A 16,221-nucleotide genomic window follows, 5' to 3' on the forward strand; every position below is an offset into this window, starting at 1 on the left:
AATGCACGTACGTGTGCGCTATATGAGCAAAGTGCTTACAAATTCGGAGAATATCATTCTCGCAACCTCCGGAGAGGGGAACATGACAAGCACTGCCGCCGGGCCGGCATCCGATTCCGTTTCGGCCACCGAGCACGAGAGCGTGTGGGCTGACCTGCAGGGTGTCGCGTTCTCGCAGGGCTACATCGAGGTGGGCGGCGTACGCACCCGATACCTGCATGCCGGTGATCCGAATCGGCCCGTGCTGGTTCTGTTGCACGGGTCGGGCGGCCATGCCGAGGCCTATGTGCGCAATCTGGAATCTCATGCCGCGCACTTCTCGACGTGGTCGATCGACATGCTCGGGCACGGCTACACCGACAAGCCCGGCCACCCGCTGGAGGTCGCGCACTACGTCGATCACCTCATCGGTTTTCTCGACGCGATCGGCGCGCAGCGGGCCCACATCTCCGGCGAGTCGCTGGGTGGCTGGGTGGCTGCGCGGGCCGCCGCTGATCATCCGGACCGCGTCGACCGCCTGGTCCTCAACACCGCGGGTGGGTCACAGGCTGACCCCGACGTGATGAAGCGGATCATCACGCTGTCGATGGCGGCTGCGGAGAACCCGACCTGGGAGACGGTGCAGGCTCGGATCAAATGGTTGATGGCCGACAAGACCAAGGATTACGACGACATCGTGGCGAGTCGGCAGGCGGTGTACCGCCAGCCCGGTTTCGTCGCCGCGATGAGCGACATCATGGCCCTGCAGGATCCGGAGATCCGTGCGCGGAACTTGCTGGGGGAGAGGGAGTACGGGTCGATCACCGCGCCCACGCTGGTGTTGTGGACCAGTGACGACCCGACCGCCGATGTCAGCGAGGGTAGGCGTATCGCATCGATGATTCCCGGTGCGCGTTTCGAGGTGATGCCGGACTGTGGGCATTGGCCGCAGTACGAAGACCCTGAGACCTTCAACAAGCTGCATCTGGACTTCCTGTTGGACCGCGCGTGAGCGACCAAGAGGCCGACGTCGTCATCGTCGGGGCCGGGCCGGTCGGCCTGACCCTGGCGAATATCCTTGGTATCTACGGTGTCCGCACCCTCGTGGTTGACGAACGCGACAGCCTCATCGACTACCCGCGGGGCGTCGGGCTCGACGACGAATCCCTGCGCACCTTCCAATCCATCGGGCTGGTCGAGGAGATCCTCCCGCACACCGTGCCCAACCAGATCCTCCGGTTCTACGACGGTCACCGCCGGCTGCTGGCCGAAATGGCCCCTCCTGACGCGCGATTCGGCTGGCCCAAGCGAAACGGGTTCGTGCAGCCACTGGTCGACGCGCAGCTACTGGCCGGGCTGGACCGGTTCGGGCACGTCCAGGTGGCCTGGGGTCGCCGGATGGAAACGGCGGTCGAAACCGCCGAGGGTGTGACGGTGGAGTTCGGTCCCGATCGGCCCACGGTGCAGGCCCGCTATGTGGTGGGGTGCGATGGCGGGCGCAGTGCGACCCGACGACTGATGGGTGTGCCGTTCGACGGCACCACCTCGTCGACCCGCTGGGTCGTGGTCGATCTGGCCAATGATCCGCTGGGACATCCGAACAGCGAGGTGGGCGCCGATCCGGATCGGCCGTACGCCTCGATCTCGATCGCCCACGGCATCCGCAGGTTCGAGTTCATGATCCACGCCGACGAAACCGACGAGCAGGCCGAGGATCCCGAGTTCGTGGCTCGGCTGCTCGCCCCGTTCGTGCCGTATCCGGACAAGGTCGATGTGATCCGTCGCCGGGTCTACACCCACCATTCACGTATCGCCGCGAACTTCCGCAAGGGCCGCTTCCTGCTGGCCGGTGACGCCGCGCATCTGATGCCGGTGTGGCAGGGCCAGGGTTACAACAGCGGCATCAGGGATGCGGCCAACCTCGGCTGGAAGCTGGCCGCGGTGGTCAATGGCCAGGCCGGCGATGCACTGCTGGACAGCTACGACACCGAGCGCCGCAAGCACGCGCGGGCCATGATCGATCTCTCCACCTTGGTGGGGCGCGTCATCTCGCCGACCAACCGCAAGGTTGCGGCGGTGCGCGACAAGTTGATTCGCGGTGCCTCGGTGGTACCGGCACTCAAGCGCTATGTGCTGGAGATGCGGTTCAAGCCGATGCCCCGCTACGACCAGGGTGCGGTCTACCACCCGAAGCCACCGACGCCGGACGCACCGGCAGGCACGTTGTTCATCCAGCCCCGGGTCGACACCCGTGAGCAGACCAACGTGCTGCTCGACGACGTGATCGGACTGAACTTCGCAGTGCTGTGTTGGAACAACAACCCGCGCGCGTTGCTCGGCGAGCAGACCTATCAGCGGTGGAAAGCCTTGGGCGCGAAGTTCATTGCGGCCCGACCACTTACCCAGTTGTTCTGGACCGGGCACGACGCCGACGGCGATGACGGCGCCGTGGTGATCGTCGGCGACCGCACCGGTGCGCTCAAATCCTGGTTCGACGTGCACGCCGAATCGGTGCTGGTGCTGCGTCCGGACCGGTGCATCGCCGGTGCCGACATCGCCCAGCGTGCGCCCGAGCTGAGCAAGGCCGTGTTCGACGTACTGCATGTGCTGGAGGGAGGCGTGAACGGTGCCAGTAGCCCTGTGCTGTATGTCCCACAGCCCACTGCTGAATCTTCCGGGACCGTCGGCTGAGCTCCTCGACGAGATCAGGTCAGCGGTCGGCAGTGCCCGCGAGTTCGTTGCCGACTATGACCCTGAGTTGGTCGTGACCTTCTCACCCGATCACTACAACGGGTTCTTCTACCGGCTGATGCCCCCGTTCTGCATCGGCACTGCCGCCGCCGGAGTCGGCGATTACGGGACATACGAGGGTGCGCTGAACGTTGCCGGTGACATCGCCCAGCAGTGCGCAGAAGCGCTGTGGGAGTCCGGCGTCGACATCGCGATCTCGACCAGCATGGACGTCGACCACGGCACCGTGCAGCCGTTGCAGGAGTTGTTCGGCGAGGCGACCGCGTGTCCCATCGTGCCGATCTTCATCAACTCGGTCGCCACCCCGCTGGGTCCGCTGTCGCGGTCCCGTGCGCTGGGCGCGGCCGTGGGCGCCTACCTGTCGACCCTCGACAAGAGGGTGCTGGTGCTGGGTTCCGGTGGGCTGTCGCATGATCCGCCGGTGCCGACGTTGGCCACAGCACCTCCGGCGGCGATGGACCGGATCGTGCACGGCGTCCCGATGACTGCCGAGCAGCGCATGGCCCGCCAGAGCGCGGTGAGTCAGGCCGCTCATGACTTCGCGCACGGTGACAGTGCACTGCGGCCGCTGAACCCCGAATGGGATCACGCCCTGCTGGACGTCTTCGACGAGGGCCGCCTGACGGATCTGGACAGCTGGTCCAACGCCTTCATCGCTACAGAAGGGGGCAATTCGGCACACGAGATCCGTACCTGGGTGGCCGCCTTCGCGGCGCTGAAAGCCAATGGGCCGTACCGGACGGGAAACCACTTTTACCGGGCGGCACCGGAATTGATCGCAGGATTCGCAATCAGGACGGCGGTAGGAATCGCAGCATGACTTCAGACACCAGTGCACAGACTGCCGGGCAGGCGTTCGACAAAACGGTGGACGTGCTCATCGTCGGATCGGGGGGTGGCGGCATGACTGCGGCGCTGGCCGCCGACGCGTCCGGTCTCGATACGCTCATAGTCGAGAAGTCCTCCCATTTCGGCGGTTCCACCGCCCTGTCGGGCGGGGGGATCTGGGTTCCGGGAGCGCCGTCACAGCGCCGGGCCGGCTATGTCCCCTCGCCGGACGGGGTGTTCGACTATCTCAAGAAGATCACCGGCGGCACCGTCAGTGATGCCCGGTTGCGCAAGTACGTCGAGGCCGCACCGGAGATGATGGACTTCCTCGAGCACAACAGCGATTGGTTCGAGTTCGTCTGGAAGCCGGGCTACGCCGATTACTATCCCGAATTGCCCGGTGGTTCCGCGCAGGGCAGCACGATCAATGTCCCGGCCATCGACCTCCGCAAGCTCGGTGAGCACGAGAAGGAACTGCTCGCTCCGCTCGCGCTGGCGCCCAAGGGAATCTGGTTCGCGCCCAAGGACCTTCGCCTCTTCTACCAGATTCGGCAGAACTGGCGCGGCAAAGCAGTGTTGCTCAAGCTGATCTGGCGGATGGTGCGGGCCCGGGTGTTCGGTGACCGGATGGCGGCCATCGGCCAGTCCCTGGCCGCCCGGATGCGGATGGCGCTCCAACAGCACGATATCCCGCTGTGGCTCGATGCGCCGATGACCTCGCTGATCTCCGGTCCGGACGGCACGGTGCTGGGCGCTGTCGTCGAACGCGACGGTAAACCGCTGCGGATCCGGGCCACCGGCGGTGTGATCCTGGCCTCCGGCGGGTTCGACCACGACATCGCGTGGCGCAAGGAGCACCTCCCGGTACTGGAAAAGGACTGGAGCTTCGGCAATCCGGCGGCCACCGGCGACGGTATCCGGGCCGGCGAAAAGGTTGGCGGTGCCACCGAACTGCTCGACGAGGCGTGGTGGTTCCCGGCCATCTGCTGGCCCGACGGACGGCTGCAGTTCATGCTCAACGAGCGGATGATGCCGTCACAGTTCGTGGTCAACGGAGAGGGCAAGCGGTTCATCAACGAAGCCGCCCCCTATATGGACTTCGCCCACGCGATGATCGAGGGGCAGCAGTCGGGTATCGAGCACATCCCGTGCTGGCTGATCACCGACATCGACTCGTTCCACCGGTACGTGGTGGCCGGGCACCTGCCCATCCCGAAGATTCCGTTCGCCCCGGTTCCCACCGGGCGCAAGGTTCCTCAGGCGTGGCTGGATTCCGGCGTCGTGGTCGAGGCACACAGCTGGGAGGAGCTGGCCGGCAAGATCGGGGTGCCCGCGCCCAATCTCCGGGCCACCGCCGAACGGTTCAACCAGTTGGCCCACGGTGGCCACGACGACGACTTCAACCGTGGCGACAGCGCGTACGACAACTACTACGGAGATCCGACGCTGCCGAACCCGAATCTGCGCCCGCTCGGCAGGCCGCCGTACTACGCGTTCCAGATCATCCTCGGGGATCTGGGCACCTCAGGCGGCCTGCGCACCGATGAGCACGCGCGGGTCCTGCGGGCCGACGAGACCTTCGTGACCGGCCTTTACGCGGTCGGCAACGTCTCGGCGGCGGTCATGGGCCGAAGTTACGCCGGTGCCGGAGCGACCATCGGGCCCGCGATGACATTCGGGTATGTGGCGGCCAGGCATATCGCACAGGCCCAACAGCCTGTCGCACAACCAGTTTCACCCGCTGCCAATCCGACGATCCAGGACACCGTCAGCAACCCATCAGGAGGAAACCGATGAAGATTTCGCTGTTCTACGAGTTCCCGCTGCCCCGGCCTTGGTCGGAGGATGACGAACATCAACTGTTCCAGCACGGCCTCACCGAAGTGGAGGCAGCCGACAAGGCCGGCTTCTCCACCGTCTGGCTGACCGAGCACCACTTCCTCGAGGAGTACTGCCACTCCACCGCCCCGGAGATGTTCCTGGCCGCGGCCAGCCAGCGCACCAAGGACATCCGGTTGGGCTTCGGTGTCATGCACCTGCCCCCGCCGATCAATCACCCGGCTCGTATCGCCGAGCGCGTCGCCACCCTGGACCACCTGTCCAACGGGCGGGTAGAGTTCGGCACCGGTGAGGGCTCCTCGGTCGCCGAGCTGGGCGGGTTCGACATCGACCCAGCCGACAAGCGAACGATGTGGGAAGAGGCCCTTGAGGTTTCGATCCGCTGTATGACCGAGGCGCCGTTCACCGGGTTCAAGGGCGAGCACGTCGAGATGCCTGCCCGCAACGTCATCCCCAAACCACTGCAGAAGCCGCACCCGCCGGTCTGGGTGGCCTGCACCCGCCCGTCCTCGGTGCAGATGGCGGCGCAGAAGGCGATCGGTGCGCTGAGCTTCGCCTACACCGGCCCCGAGGCGCTCAAGGAGCGGGTTGACGGGTATTACAAGGAATTCGAAGAGCAGGGCGCCCCCATCACCCCGGCGATCAATCCCAACGTTCTCGCCATCGGTGGTGACCTGTCGATGATGGTGGCCAAATCCGACGATGAGGCACTCAAGCGTCTCGGTATCGGGGGTGGCTTCTTCTCGTTCGGGATCATGCACTACTACCTGACCGGGATGCACACGCCCGGCCGCACCAAGGTGTGGGAGCGGTACCAGGAGGCGGTCAAGGAGGATCCGACACTGGCCTACGGTCCCGGCCGTGGCGCCATCGGTTCGCCCGACACCGTGCGCGAATTTCTGCGCAGCTACGAGGCCAGTGGTGTCGACGAGATCATCCTGCTGCTCAACCCGCGCAGTCACGAGGGCACCATGGAGTCCATCGAGATCATGGGCAAGGAGGTGCTGCCCGAGTTCATCGAGCGGGACGCAAAGGCGGTGGCGGACAAGGTCAAGCGCCTCGAGCCGGTGATCGAGAAGGTCGAGGCGCGTCGCCGACCGTCGGAGGCTCCTCTGTTCGACGAGACCTACGCCTTCGGCGGACTGCCCACCGGGCGCGACAAGTTCACCGCCGGCGAGATCCCCGAGGCGATGGCCGAGATCAACGAAGGCCGGGTCAAGGCGGCCCAGGCCGAGAAGGAAGCCCGCGGGAAGTCGGATTGAGAAGTAGTCGGCCGAGAGGAACCGCACACGTGACCCCGACCGGCGAGTTGGTGCGCTACGACGGCAAGCATGTCGTGGTCACCGGCTGTGGGTCGGGTATCGGCGCCGAGGTCACCCGCATGCTGGGGGAACTCGGGGCCCGGGTGACAGGCCTCGACGTCCGGCCACCCGATCACCTGCCCGAGCAGTTCATCGAACTTGACCTGGCGGACCCAGAGTCCGTCGACCGCGCTGCCGCAGCGGTCGACGGACCGGTGGACGCGCTGTTCAACGTGGCCGGAGTGTCTTCCGGAATCGGCGATCCGCTGTTGGTGGTGCGAATCAACTTCCTGGGTACGCGCCAGTTCACCGAGGCGGTTGAGGGTCGCATCGAACGGGGAGGGGCGATCACGTCGGTGTCCTCGTTGGCGGCATCGGGATACCGCGAAAATGCATCTACGACAGCGGGTTTGCTCAAAACCCGATCCGTCGAGGAGGGCCTTCAGTGGTGCGCCGACCATCCCGTGGCGCTGTCCGACGGTGGCTACCGGCTGTCCAAGGAAGCGATGATCCTGTACGGGATGCGGCGGGTGGCCGAACTCGGCGCCCGCGGTGTCCGGATCAACTGCACGGGACCGGGCGTCACCGAAACACCCATTCTCGACCAATTGCGCTCGGCCTACGGACAGCAGTACCTGGATTCGTTCACCACGCCGTTGGGCCGCAACTCCGAGGCCGCCGAGCAGGCCTCTCTCCTGGCGTTCCTGGGTAGTCCGGCCGCAAGTTATGTGACCGGGCAGGTGATCTGGGCCGACGGCGGCATTCTCGCCCAGCGGGAGGCGGCGCTGGGCGATGCTGTAGCCGACGCTGAGCAGAGGAGCTGAGTTTGGCCGGGACGATGAGCGACTTCCGCAAGGTCGCTGACGATGTGCGCAACTGGGGCCGTTGGGGCGATGCCGACGAGCTCGGGACGCTGAACCTGATCACCCCGGACAAGGTTGCCGAGGGTGCGTCATTGGTCACCCACGGTAAGGTTTTCGCGCTCGGCGGGGACTTCTCCTCGGCCGGACCGCAGGGAGCTTTCCAGTTTCGGCAGAACCCGACGCACGTGATGACGGTCGACGGCGGGGACGCCAACACCCTGGTGCAGTACGGCCCGCAGTGGCTGCGCAACACGGTGGCCCATCAAGTCAGCGAGTTCTTCGTCGACAACCCGTTCCGCTTCAACGACGACATGATCATCATGCCGCTGCAGGCCGCCACTCAATGGGATGCACTGTCGCATGTCTACTACGACGACAAGCTCTACAACGGCTTCCCGGCCGATTCGGTCACCAGCTTCGGCGCCTTCCACTGCGGCATCGACAAAGTGGACGGGAAGGGCATCACCTCGCGCGGCGTGCTGCTGGATGTGGTGCGCCACCGCGGTGCCGGGACGTTCCTCGAACCGGGCAATCCGATCACCCCGGCAGAACTCGATGAGGTGGCGAGGGCACAGGGGGCGGAGATCACGCCAGGCGACATCGTCGTGGTGCACACCGGTTGGTGGACCAGGTTCTTGAGCACCGGCGACGGGGCAGAGCCCGGATCGGGCCTGGACTGGCACTGTGCCTCGTGGCTGCACGACCACCAGGTGGCTGCTGTGGCCGCTGACAATCTGATGGTCGAAGATCCCGATCCGGCCAACGGAGTCGAGGGCACGTTCCTGCCGATGCACATGCTCTGCCTGCGCGATATGGGCCTGATGCTGGGCGAGTACTGGGATCTGGGGGCGCTGGCGGATGACTGCTCGGCCGACGGGGTATACGAATTCCAGCTCATCGCCCCGCCGCTGCGGGTGACCGGGGCTGTCGGTTCGCCGGTGAACCCCATTGCGATCAAGTGAGGAAGTATGACGTCAACTGACAAGGTGCCGTTCGTCGTCGGGCTCGGTGGCACCCTGCGCGCCGATTCCTCTACCGAGCGCGCCGTGCGGTACTGCCTGGAATCGGTCGAGCGGCAAGGAGGCACGACCCGGATGTTCGCCGGGCCGGACCTGGAACTGCCGATGTACGCACCACATTCGTTGGAGCGCACACCCGCAGCCCTGGAATTCGTGTCCGCGTTGCGTGACGCCGACGCGGTGGTGGTGGGATCGCCGGGCTATCACGGTGCGATCTCCGGTCTGGTCAAGAACGCGTTGGACTACATCGAGGATCTGCGGGAGGATCCGCGGGTCTACCTGGACAACACCCCGTGGGGCTGTATCAGCTGCGCCTACGGCTGGCAGGCTGCCGTGGGAACGCTGGGGCAGCTGCGCTCGATCGGTCACGCGTTGCGGGCGTGGCCGACCCCGCTCGGCGTGGCGATCAACTCTGCGGACAAGATCTGGTCCGAGACAGGCGAATTGGCTGACACTACGGTTCGCGGCCAGCTCGACATGCTCGCCACCCAACTGCTGACCTTCGGCAAGTCCGGTGGAGGGGCGCGGTGACGGCTCAGCGTACGTTCGTGCGTCGCGGCATCGACGTCGACGGCCTCATCACCAGTTACCTGGAAGCAGGGTCGGGCGAACCCGTCGTCCTGTTGCACGGCGGTGAGTTCGGCGCGGGGGCCGAATTGGGCTGGGAGCGTGTCATCGACGCGCTCGCCGAGCACTACCGGGTGCTCGCACCGGACATGCTGGGTTTCGGTGAGAGCGCCAAGGTCATCGATTTCAACGACGGCCGGGGCATGCGAATCCGTCACGTCGCCCGCTTCTGCGCCGAACTCGGCGTCACCGGAGCGCATTTCGTGGGTAACTCGATGGGGGCGATCAACCTGCTGGTCGATGCCACCTCGGAGTCCCCGCATCTCCCGGCGCGATCGCTGACCGCGATCTGCGGGGGAGGGGAGATCCAGCGCAATGAACATTCGGCGGCGTTGTACGACTACGACGCCACGTTAGACGGGATGCGACGCATCGTCACCGCTCTGTTCGCCGACCCGGCCTATCCGGCCGACGAGGCGTACGTGCAACGGCGGTACGAGTCGAGCATCGCGCCGGGGGCCTGGGAAACCTTGGCCGCGGCCCGGTTTCGGCGGCCCGGCCTGGACGCGCCGGCGATGCCGTCGTCGCAACGGGCATATGACCGCATCGGTGTGCCGACCATGATCATCGAGGGGGATCGTGACAAGCTGCTGCCGGCCGGTTGGGCCGCCGGAATCGCCGGCCAGATCGCCGGCGCCCGAAGTGCCGTGATCGCCGGTGCCGGGCACTGCCCGCAGATCGAGCAACCCGCTGCGCTCACAACGGTACTGCTGGATTTCCTGTCGTCAGTGTGAGACTGATGGAGACGCATCCTTGCGGCGCAGTAGTGCGGCGGCGGTGCCGCCGCCGAACAGTGCGACGAGCCCCGACACGATCAGCGCCGCCACCAAACCCTGTGTCGGGCGGGTGGTCTGGCTCAACGCGCCGCAGACCGCGATGCCGATGGTGAGTCCGAGCTGACGTGCCGAGTTGGCCGCGGCAGCGGCGGTTCCGGCTCGCTCGGCCGGTACCGACGTTGCGGCCACCGCAGGCAGCACGGGGGATACGACGCCGGCTCCGATACCACTCAGGATGAGTGCGACGATCAACGTGGTCCAGTACGGCCAATGCAGTAGCGCGGCCCCGGACAGGCAGGCCAGGCCGGTCAACACCGTCCCGCCACCCAGGACCCCCGCGCGCGATGAGTCGTGCAATCGGGCACCAAGTCCCAACGATACGACGATGAACGCGGCCAGCTGGATGGAGAGAATCGACGCAGCCTGCAACGGACCCATGTGCTGCGAGCCCTGAAGCCAACGCGAGAGCACCGGCAGTGCGGCGAACGCGGCGAAGTAGTAGGCGAAGCCGACGAGGAGTACGGCGGTGAAGCCGCGGGTGGCGAAGAGAACGCCGGGCAGCGCCGGCTGGGCGGCACGGCGCTGGGCCGGGATGAGGACCAACACCGCTGCAGCGGCCACGGCGATGCCGCCGATGGTGCCCGCGCTGGTCCACCCGTGCTCCCCGCCATTGATCACGGCGAAGGTCACTCCTGTCATCGCTGCGATGAGGAGGACGGTTCCCGCGACGTCGACGCGGGTGTGCGCCGGACGTTCGCGGGGAAGCGAGATCGCGCCGATCGTCACCGCGACTGCACATATCGGGACTGCCGCCACGAATAGCCAACGCCAGCTGACGAATTCGGTGACAGCGCCGCCGGCAACGGTGCCGACGGTGCTTCCGGCGCCGGCGACCGCACCCCACACCGCGAACGCCACCCCACGGGCGCGGCCGTCGTAGCGCAGCGTCAGTAGCGGAACAACCGTGGCGAAGATCGCGGCGCCGCCGATGCCCTGGGCTCCGCGGGCGGCGATGAGCACGCCGCCGGTGGTTGCCACTGCGCAAGCGACCGACGCCGTGCCGAAACCGGCCAAGCCGATCAGAAACAGCTGCCGGTGTCCGACCCGATCGCCGAGGGAGCCCATGGCCAGCACGAGCGCGGCCAGCGCCAGGGTGTACACGTCGATGATCCATTGCGACACGGCAAATCCGGAATCGACCGACTGCGCGATGACCGGCGCGCTGACCGTCACGACCGTGGTGTAGGCCAGCAGAAGGAACGTCGCCAGGCAGCATGTCACGAGCGGGCGCCAGTCGGTGCGCCGGTCGGTTGTGGACCGATGGGCCACCTCATGTTCGGAACGCATGTGGGTCAACCTGGTGTAATAGGCTTATGCGTGTAAACCCTTACATCGAGCCGCTGTTGGACAATGTGACCGCACTGCTCAACCGGCCCGCTTCGATGCCCGCGGAACTGGAAGACCGCTGGACCGCCCGGGGTATGCCTGCTCAGCGTCGTGCCACTGTCGAAGATCTGCGGGAGGTTCGCGACTTTCTCCGCGCCTGGGAGGGCGTCGTCGACGCCGCGACCGAACACGAACGTGTCGACGTGCTCAACGCACTGTTGGCACGGTTCACCGCCGGTCCGTCGATCACCGACCATGACGGCAGCGGTTGGCATCTGCATTACCGCGACCCCGACGCGGGGTTTGCCGCGACGCTGGCCGGTGCGACCACCGCCGCGGCCGCGCAGTACCTCACCGACCGCGGAATGCACCGCATCCGTCGGTGCGCGGCGCCGCAATGTACCTGTGCGTTCGTGGATTTCAGCCGACCCGGTACCCAGCGATATTGCTGCCATCGCTGCGCCAATCGCGACGCGGTGCGGCGGCACCGGATGCGAGCGCGCTGAGGTATCGAGCTCGTCGGGCCAGTGACGGTCCGGGCGCCGACCGGCCCGATTTAAATCAGTCGCTTGACTGACTGTGGTTGACCGGGTTGAGTGCGAAGCGCCGCGGGATGCGGCTGACGAGGAAGGGGCTTGCGGCCTACATGAGCAATGAACTGGCGGGAAAAGTCACGGTCATTACCGGCGGGGCGTCGGGTCTTGGTGAAGGGCTGGCGCGCCGGTTCTCCGCCGAGGGCGCCAAGGTGATGATCGGCGATGTCGACGAAGCCCGAGGCAAGGCGCTGGCCGATGAGCTTGGTGAGCACGCCCGGTTTCTCTTCACCGATGTCGGCGACGTGGAGCAGGTCGGGCGTTTGGTATCGACGGCCGTGGACACCTTCGGCGGTCTGGACGTCATGGTCAACAACGCCGGGGTGTCGGGCACGATGCACCGTCGCTTCCTCGATGACGATCTCGCCGACTTCCACAAGGTGATGGGCGTCAACGTGCTCGGCGTCATGGCCGGAACCCGTGACGCCGCGCGGTACATGGCCGAGCACGGCGGCGGTTCGATCCTCAATCTCACCTCGATCGGTGGGATCCAGGCCGGCGGCGGCGTGATGACGTACCGCGCGTCCAAGGCCGCGGTCATCCAGTTCACCAAGTCGGCGGCGATCGAGCTGGCGCACTACGAGATCAGGGTGAACGCCATCGCGCCGGGCAACATCCGCACCGCGATCGTGGCCAAGTCGGCCGCGCCGGAGGAGCGTGAGCGCATCGAAGAGTTCGAGGCCGGGATCCGGGCCCAGATGCGCAACGACCGGCCGCTCAAGCGGGAAGGCACGGTCGAGGACGTGGCCGAGGCGGCGGTCTACTTCGCCACCGACCGCTCTCGTTATGTGACCGGGACGGTGCTGCCGATCGACGGCGGCACCGTCGCGGGCAAGGTCATCGTCCGGAAGGCCAAGTAGTCCCGGCGGGGCCTCTGACCCGGTTGTCTCGGATGTCTGGTCGATTTAAATCAACTGCTTGACTTAATTACAGGAGACGCGTTGACTGTAACGGTGACAGCAGCAGCCAGTCGGAGCGCGCGGGCCGACCGGGCCAGTGGCACCCAGGAGGCGATCCTCAAGGCGGCCGAACGGCTCTACGCCGAACACGGCGTGTTCGCAGTGTCCAACCGGCAGGTGAGCGAGGCGGCCGGGCAGGGCAACAATGCCGCGGTCGGCTACCACTTCGGCACCAAGACCGATCTGGTCCGCGCGATCGAGCACAAACACCGCGGACCGATCGAGTGTCTGCGCGAGCAGATGGTGGCCGACACCGGCGACTCCGCCGGGCTGCGGGAGTGGGTTGCCTGCCTGGTGCAGCCGCTCACCGAACACCTTGCCGCACTGGGTAACCCGACCTGGTACGCCAGGTTCGCCGCCCAGGTGATGACCGACCCGGCCTACCACAACATCGTCGTCCGCGACGCGCTGAGTTCCGAGTCGCTGGTGCAGGTCATCGAGGGAATGAACAACTGCCTGCCCGAACTGCCCGACGAGGTCCGCGCCGAACGCAACATCATGGCGCGCAACTTGTTGATGCACAGCTGTGCCGATCGGGAACGTGCGATGGCCCAGGGCGGCAACGTGCCGCGGGCGTCCTGGCAGGGCGCGGCATCGGGACTGATCGACGCGATCGTCGGCCTGTGGACGGCGCCGGTTACTCACGAAAGCGACCTCAGATGAAAGTCTCTGTCGATCAGGACAAGTGCGTCTCGTCGGGACAGTGCGTGCTGAACGCCAGTGAGGTGTTCGACCAGCGCGACGAAGACGGCGTCGTCGTCCTGCTCGAACCCAACCCTGGTCCGGACCAGACCGACAATGCCCGCCGCGCCGCGGCGGCCTGCCCAGCTCTAGCCATCGAGATCCAAGACTGACCCGAGGAATGACGTGTCCGAAACCGTGACCGAAGTAGCCATCCCCGAGTACCCGATGGAGCGCGACGCGCGGTGCCCGTTCGCACCGCCGCCGCCCATGCTGGGGAACCCCAAAGGCCTGTTCCGCGTGAAGATCTGGAACGGCAGCACGCCGTGGCTGATCACCGGCCACGAGGAGGCCCGCGCGCTTTTCTCCGACTCCCGGATCAGTGTGGACGACCGGATCGCGGGCTTCCCGCACTGGAACGAGCACATGCTGTCCACGGTGGACAAGCGGCCGCGCTCGGTGTTCACCTCGGATGCCGAGGAACACACCCGGTTTCGCCGCATGCTGTCCAAGCCGTTCACGTTCCGTCGCGTCGAGGGATTGCGTTCGGCCATCCAGAAGATCACCGACGAGTGCATCGACGCAGTCCTGGCCGGGCCGCAGCCCGCCGACCTCGTCGCCAAACTGGCCCTGCCGGTGCCCACCGTGGTGATCAGTGAGATGCTCGGTGTCCCTTACGAAGACCACGAGTTCTTCCAGGAGCACGCCAACGCCGGTCTGGCCCGCTATGCCGCAGCGGACGCCATGCAGAAGGGCGCGATGAGCCTGCACCAGTACCTGATCAATCTCGTGGAGGAGAAGCAGGCCAACCCGTCCGAGGACGCGGTGTCCGATCTGGCCGAGCGGGTGACGGCCGGCGAGATCAGCGTCAAGGAGGCCGCCCAGCTGGGCACCGGCCTGCTGATCGCCGGGCACGAGACCACCGCCAACATGATCGGCATCGGCATCCTGGCGCTCCTGGAGAACCCCGAGCAGGCCGACTTCCTGCGTAACGCCGAGGATCCGAAGGTGATCGCCAACGCGGTCGAGGAGCTGATGCGCTATCTGTCCATCATCCAGACCGGCCAGCGCCGGGTGGCGCTGGAGGACATCGAGATCGGCGGCGAGACGATCCGCGCCGGTGACGGCGTCATCATCGACCTCGCCCCCGCCAACTGGGACGCCAAGGCCTACCCGGAGCCCGACAAGCTCGACCTGAGCCGCGACGCCACCCAGCAACTGGGCTTCGGCTACGGCCGCCACCAGTGCGTCGGTCAGCAACTGGCACGCGCCGAACTGCAGATCGTGTTCCACACGCTGCTGCGCCGCATCCCGTCCCTGCGCCTGGCCATTCCACTCGACGAGGTGCCCTTCAAGCACGACCGCCTCGCCTACGGCGTCTACGAACTTCCCGTTGTGTGGTAGTTGCCGATCAGCCGGCCTTCAGCCCCCTACAGCCCGATTGGAGTACCACAGATGACTGCTTCGACGACCCTCTATCCGCCGGAAGGCTTTGGCGCACCGAAGAATCGACGCGGCCACGCGACCGGTGACCTGGGGCTTCCTGAAGGAACCACGGTCTTCTCGGCCGACAATCACATCTCGGTGGCCGACGACATCTTCTACGAGCGCTTCCCCGATGACCTCAAGGGTGCCGCCCCGCGCATCTGGTACGAGGACGGCGCCTACATGGTGGGAATGAAGGGCAAAGCCTGGACCGGAGGCGATTTCGGCCGCGTGCTCATGCAGTACGACGATCTCGCCGGTGCCGCATCGAACAACATCTCCGCCCGGATCCGCGAGCTCAAAGAGGACGGTATCGACAAGGAGCTCGCGTTTCCCAACGCGGTCCTGGCCCTGTTCCATTACCCCGACAAGGCGATCCGCGAGCGGGTGTTCCGGATCTACAACGAGGTGATGGCCGAACTGCAGGAGAACAGCGATGGCCACTTCTACGGGGTCGGGCTGATCAACTGGTGGGATCCCGCCGGCACCCGCAGCACCCTTGAGCAGCTGAAGTCACTCGGCCTCAAGACGTTCCTGCTGCCGCTGAACCCCGGTAAGGACGACGAGGGCAACATCTACGACTACGGCAGCACGACCATGGATGCGGTCTGGGACGAGATCGAGGCGTCGGGAATCCCGGTAAGCCACCACATCGGCGAGACCCCGCCCAAGACGCCGTGCGAAAACAACAGTGTCGTGGTCGGCATGATGGTCAACGTCGACTCGTTCCGCGAGCAGTTCGCCAAGTACGTCTTCTCCGGGATCCTCGATCGGCATCCGAAGCTCAAGATCGGTTGGTTCGAGGGTGGAATCGCCTGGGTGCCCACGGCATTGCAGGATGCCGAGCACATGCTGGCCTCCTACCGGCACATGTTCAACCACGAGCTGCAGCACGATGTGCGGCATTATTGGGACAAGCACATGGCAGCCTCGTTCATGGTGGATCCGCTCGGGCTGCGGCTGATCGACCAGATCGGTGTCGACAATGTGATGTGGTCGAGCGACTATCCACACAACGAGAGCACTTTCGGCTACTCCGAAAAGTCGTTGGCCACCGTTGTGGAGGCGGTCGGCCCCGATGATGCGACCAAGATCGTGTCCACCAACATCCAGAAGTTCCTGGGGCTGGCATGA

The 16,221-nt window shown here is 66.0% G+C and carries 16 protein-coding genes; 15 read left to right on the forward strand and 1 reads right to left on the reverse strand.

Going from position 1 to position 16,221, the window contains the following annotated elements; genetic code table 11:
- Positions 1–82: 82 nt before the first annotated feature.
- From H977_RS0122280 to H977_RS0122320, 9 genes are read left to right on the forward strand one after another with little or no spacing between them, the layout of a single operon-like run.
- Positions 83–991: an alpha/beta fold hydrolase gene (locus H977_RS0122280; RefSeq protein WP_029109946.1), complete on the forward strand. Its 909-nt coding sequence runs from the start codon at positions 83–85 to the stop codon at positions 989–991.
- Entirely contained in the window at positions 988–2,670 is a 1,683-nt protein-coding gene (locus H977_RS0122285; protein WP_029109947.1) for a bifunctional 3-(3-hydroxy-phenyl)propionate/3-hydroxycinnamic acid hydroxylase, read from the forward strand. The genes H977_RS0122280 and H977_RS0122285 overlap by 4 nt, the downstream gene beginning before the upstream one ends.
- Positions 2,627–3,550, forward strand: a complete 924-nt coding sequence (locus tag H977_RS0122290; RefSeq protein ID WP_029109948.1) for a 3-carboxyethylcatechol 2,3-dioxygenase — start codon at positions 2,627–2,629, stop codon at positions 3,548–3,550. Before H977_RS0122285 ends, H977_RS0122290 begins: the two co-directional genes overlap by 44 nt.
- Positions 3,547–5,355, forward strand: coding sequence for an FAD-binding protein (locus tag H977_RS0122295; RefSeq protein WP_029109949.1), 1,809 nt, complete (start codon positions 3,547–3,549; stop codon positions 5,353–5,355). The genes H977_RS0122290 and H977_RS0122295 overlap by 4 nt, the downstream gene beginning before the upstream one ends.
- Complete coding sequence (locus tag H977_RS0122300; protein ID WP_029109950.1) at positions 5,352–6,659, forward strand: LLM class flavin-dependent oxidoreductase; 1,308 nt, start codon at positions 5,352–5,354, stop codon at positions 6,657–6,659. Before H977_RS0122295 ends, H977_RS0122300 begins: the two co-directional genes overlap by 4 nt.
- Positions 6,660–6,688: 29 nt before the next feature.
- Positions 6,689–7,522, forward strand: a complete 834-nt coding sequence (locus H977_RS0122305) for a coniferyl-alcohol dehydrogenase (RefSeq protein WP_029109951.1) — start codon at positions 6,689–6,691, stop codon at positions 7,520–7,522.
- 14 nt (positions 7,523–7,536) lie between these two features.
- The gene (locus H977_RS0122310; protein ID WP_155946785.1) at positions 7,537–8,523 is read left to right on the forward strand and encodes a cyclase family protein; all 987 of its coding nucleotides are present in this window, start codon (positions 7,537–7,539) and stop codon (positions 8,521–8,523) included.
- 6 nt (positions 8,524–8,529) lie between these two features.
- Positions 8,530–9,111 carry an NADPH-dependent FMN reductase gene (locus tag H977_RS0122315; protein WP_029109953.1) on the forward strand — a complete coding sequence of 194 codons (582 nt, stop codon included), beginning with the start codon at positions 8,530–8,532 and terminating at the stop codon, positions 9,109–9,111.
- Complete coding sequence (locus H977_RS0122320) at positions 9,108–9,941, forward strand: alpha/beta fold hydrolase (RefSeq protein ID WP_029109954.1); 834 nt, start codon at positions 9,108–9,110, stop codon at positions 9,939–9,941. The genes H977_RS0122315 and H977_RS0122320 overlap by 4 nt, the downstream gene beginning before the upstream one ends.
- On the opposite strand, the gene H977_RS33690 is transcribed toward H977_RS0122320, so the two are convergent.
- Positions 9,933–11,330: an MFS transporter gene (locus tag H977_RS33690; RefSeq protein WP_051289001.1), complete on the reverse strand. Its 1,398-nt coding sequence runs from the start codon at positions 11,328–11,330 to the stop codon at positions 9,933–9,935. The genes H977_RS0122320 and H977_RS33690 overlap by 9 nt on opposite strands.
- A 26-nt stretch (positions 11,331–11,356) precedes the next feature.
- Here H977_RS33690 and H977_RS0122330 point away from each other — a divergent pair, with 26 nt between their 5' ends.
- The 6 genes from H977_RS0122330 to H977_RS0122355 all read left to right on the forward strand — a co-directional run bounded on the left by H977_RS0122330 (position 11,357) and on the right by H977_RS0122355 (position 16,221).
- The gene (locus tag H977_RS0122330; RefSeq protein WP_029109955.1) at positions 11,357–11,875 is read left to right on the forward strand and encodes a CGNR zinc finger domain-containing protein; all 519 of its coding nucleotides are present in this window, start codon (positions 11,357–11,359) and stop codon (positions 11,873–11,875) included.
- Between the two features lie 140 nt (positions 11,876–12,015).
- Positions 12,016–12,822 carry an SDR family NAD(P)-dependent oxidoreductase gene (locus tag H977_RS0122335; RefSeq protein WP_029109956.1) on the forward strand — a complete coding sequence of 269 codons (807 nt, stop codon included), beginning with the start codon at positions 12,016–12,018 and terminating at the stop codon, positions 12,820–12,822.
- A 93-nt stretch (positions 12,823–12,915) separates the two neighbouring features.
- A complete protein-coding gene (locus H977_RS0122340) occupies positions 12,916–13,584 on the forward strand; it encodes a TetR/AcrR family transcriptional regulator (RefSeq protein ID WP_231396039.1) in 669 nt (222 codons plus the stop codon).
- Complete coding sequence (locus tag H977_RS0122345; protein ID WP_029109958.1) at positions 13,581–13,775, forward strand: ferredoxin; 195 nt, start codon at positions 13,581–13,583, stop codon at positions 13,773–13,775. The genes H977_RS0122340 and H977_RS0122345 overlap by 4 nt, the downstream gene beginning before the upstream one ends.
- A 55-nt stretch (positions 13,776–13,830) precedes the next feature.
- A complete protein-coding gene (locus tag H977_RS0122350; RefSeq protein ID WP_502691197.1) occupies positions 13,831–15,006 on the forward strand; it encodes a cytochrome P450 in 1,176 nt (391 codons plus the stop codon).
- A gap of 51 nt (positions 15,007–15,057) precedes the next feature.
- Positions 15,058–16,221: an amidohydrolase family protein gene (locus H977_RS0122355; protein WP_036476787.1), complete on the forward strand. Its 1,164-nt coding sequence runs from the start codon at positions 15,058–15,060 to the stop codon at positions 16,219–16,221.

This window comes from Mycobacterium sp. URHD0025 (assembly GCF_000426065.1).
GTDB lineage: Bacteria > Actinomycetota > Actinomycetes > Mycobacteriales > Mycobacteriaceae > Mycobacterium.

Bases quoted from the DNA above. Each gene is read 5' to 3' on its own strand.
- H977_RS0122280 (WP_029109946.1), top strand. From the start codon at position 83: ATGACAAGCACTGCCGCCGGGCCGGCATCCGATTCCGTTTCGGCCACC.
- H977_RS0122290 (WP_029109948.1), top strand. From the start codon at position 2,627: ATGTCCCACAGCCCACTGCTGAATCTTCCGGGACCGTCGGCTGAGCTC.
- H977_RS0122295 (WP_029109949.1), top strand. From the start codon at position 3,547: ATGACTTCAGACACCAGTGCACAGACTGCCGGGCAGGCGTTCGACAAA.
- H977_RS0122300 (WP_029109950.1), top strand. From the start codon at position 5,352: ATGAAGATTTCGCTGTTCTACGAGTTCCCGCTGCCCCGGCCTTGGTCG.
- H977_RS0122310 (WP_155946785.1), top strand. From the start codon at position 7,537: ATGAGCGACTTCCGCAAGGTCGCTGACGATGTGCGCAACTGGGGCCGT.
- H977_RS0122315 (WP_029109953.1), top strand. From the start codon at position 8,530: ATGACGTCAACTGACAAGGTGCCGTTCGTCGTCGGGCTCGGTGGCACC.
- H977_RS33690 (WP_051289001.1), bottom strand. From the start codon at position 11,330: ATGCGTTCCGAACATGAGGTGGCCCATCGGTCCACAACCGACCGGCGC.
- H977_RS0122330 (WP_029109955.1), top strand. From the start codon at position 11,357: ATGCGTGTAAACCCTTACATCGAGCCGCTGTTGGACAATGTGACCGCA.
- H977_RS0122335 (WP_029109956.1), top strand. From the start codon at position 12,016: ATGAGCAATGAACTGGCGGGAAAAGTCACGGTCATTACCGGCGGGGCG.
- H977_RS0122345 (WP_029109958.1), top strand. From the start codon at position 13,581: ATGAAAGTCTCTGTCGATCAGGACAAGTGCGTCTCGTCGGGACAGTGC.
- H977_RS0122350 (WP_502691197.1), top strand. From the start codon at position 13,831: ATGGAGCGCGACGCGCGGTGCCCGTTCGCACCGCCGCCGCCCATGCTG.
- H977_RS0122355 (WP_036476787.1), top strand. From the start codon at position 15,058: ATGACTGCTTCGACGACCCTCTATCCGCCGGAAGGCTTTGGCGCACCG.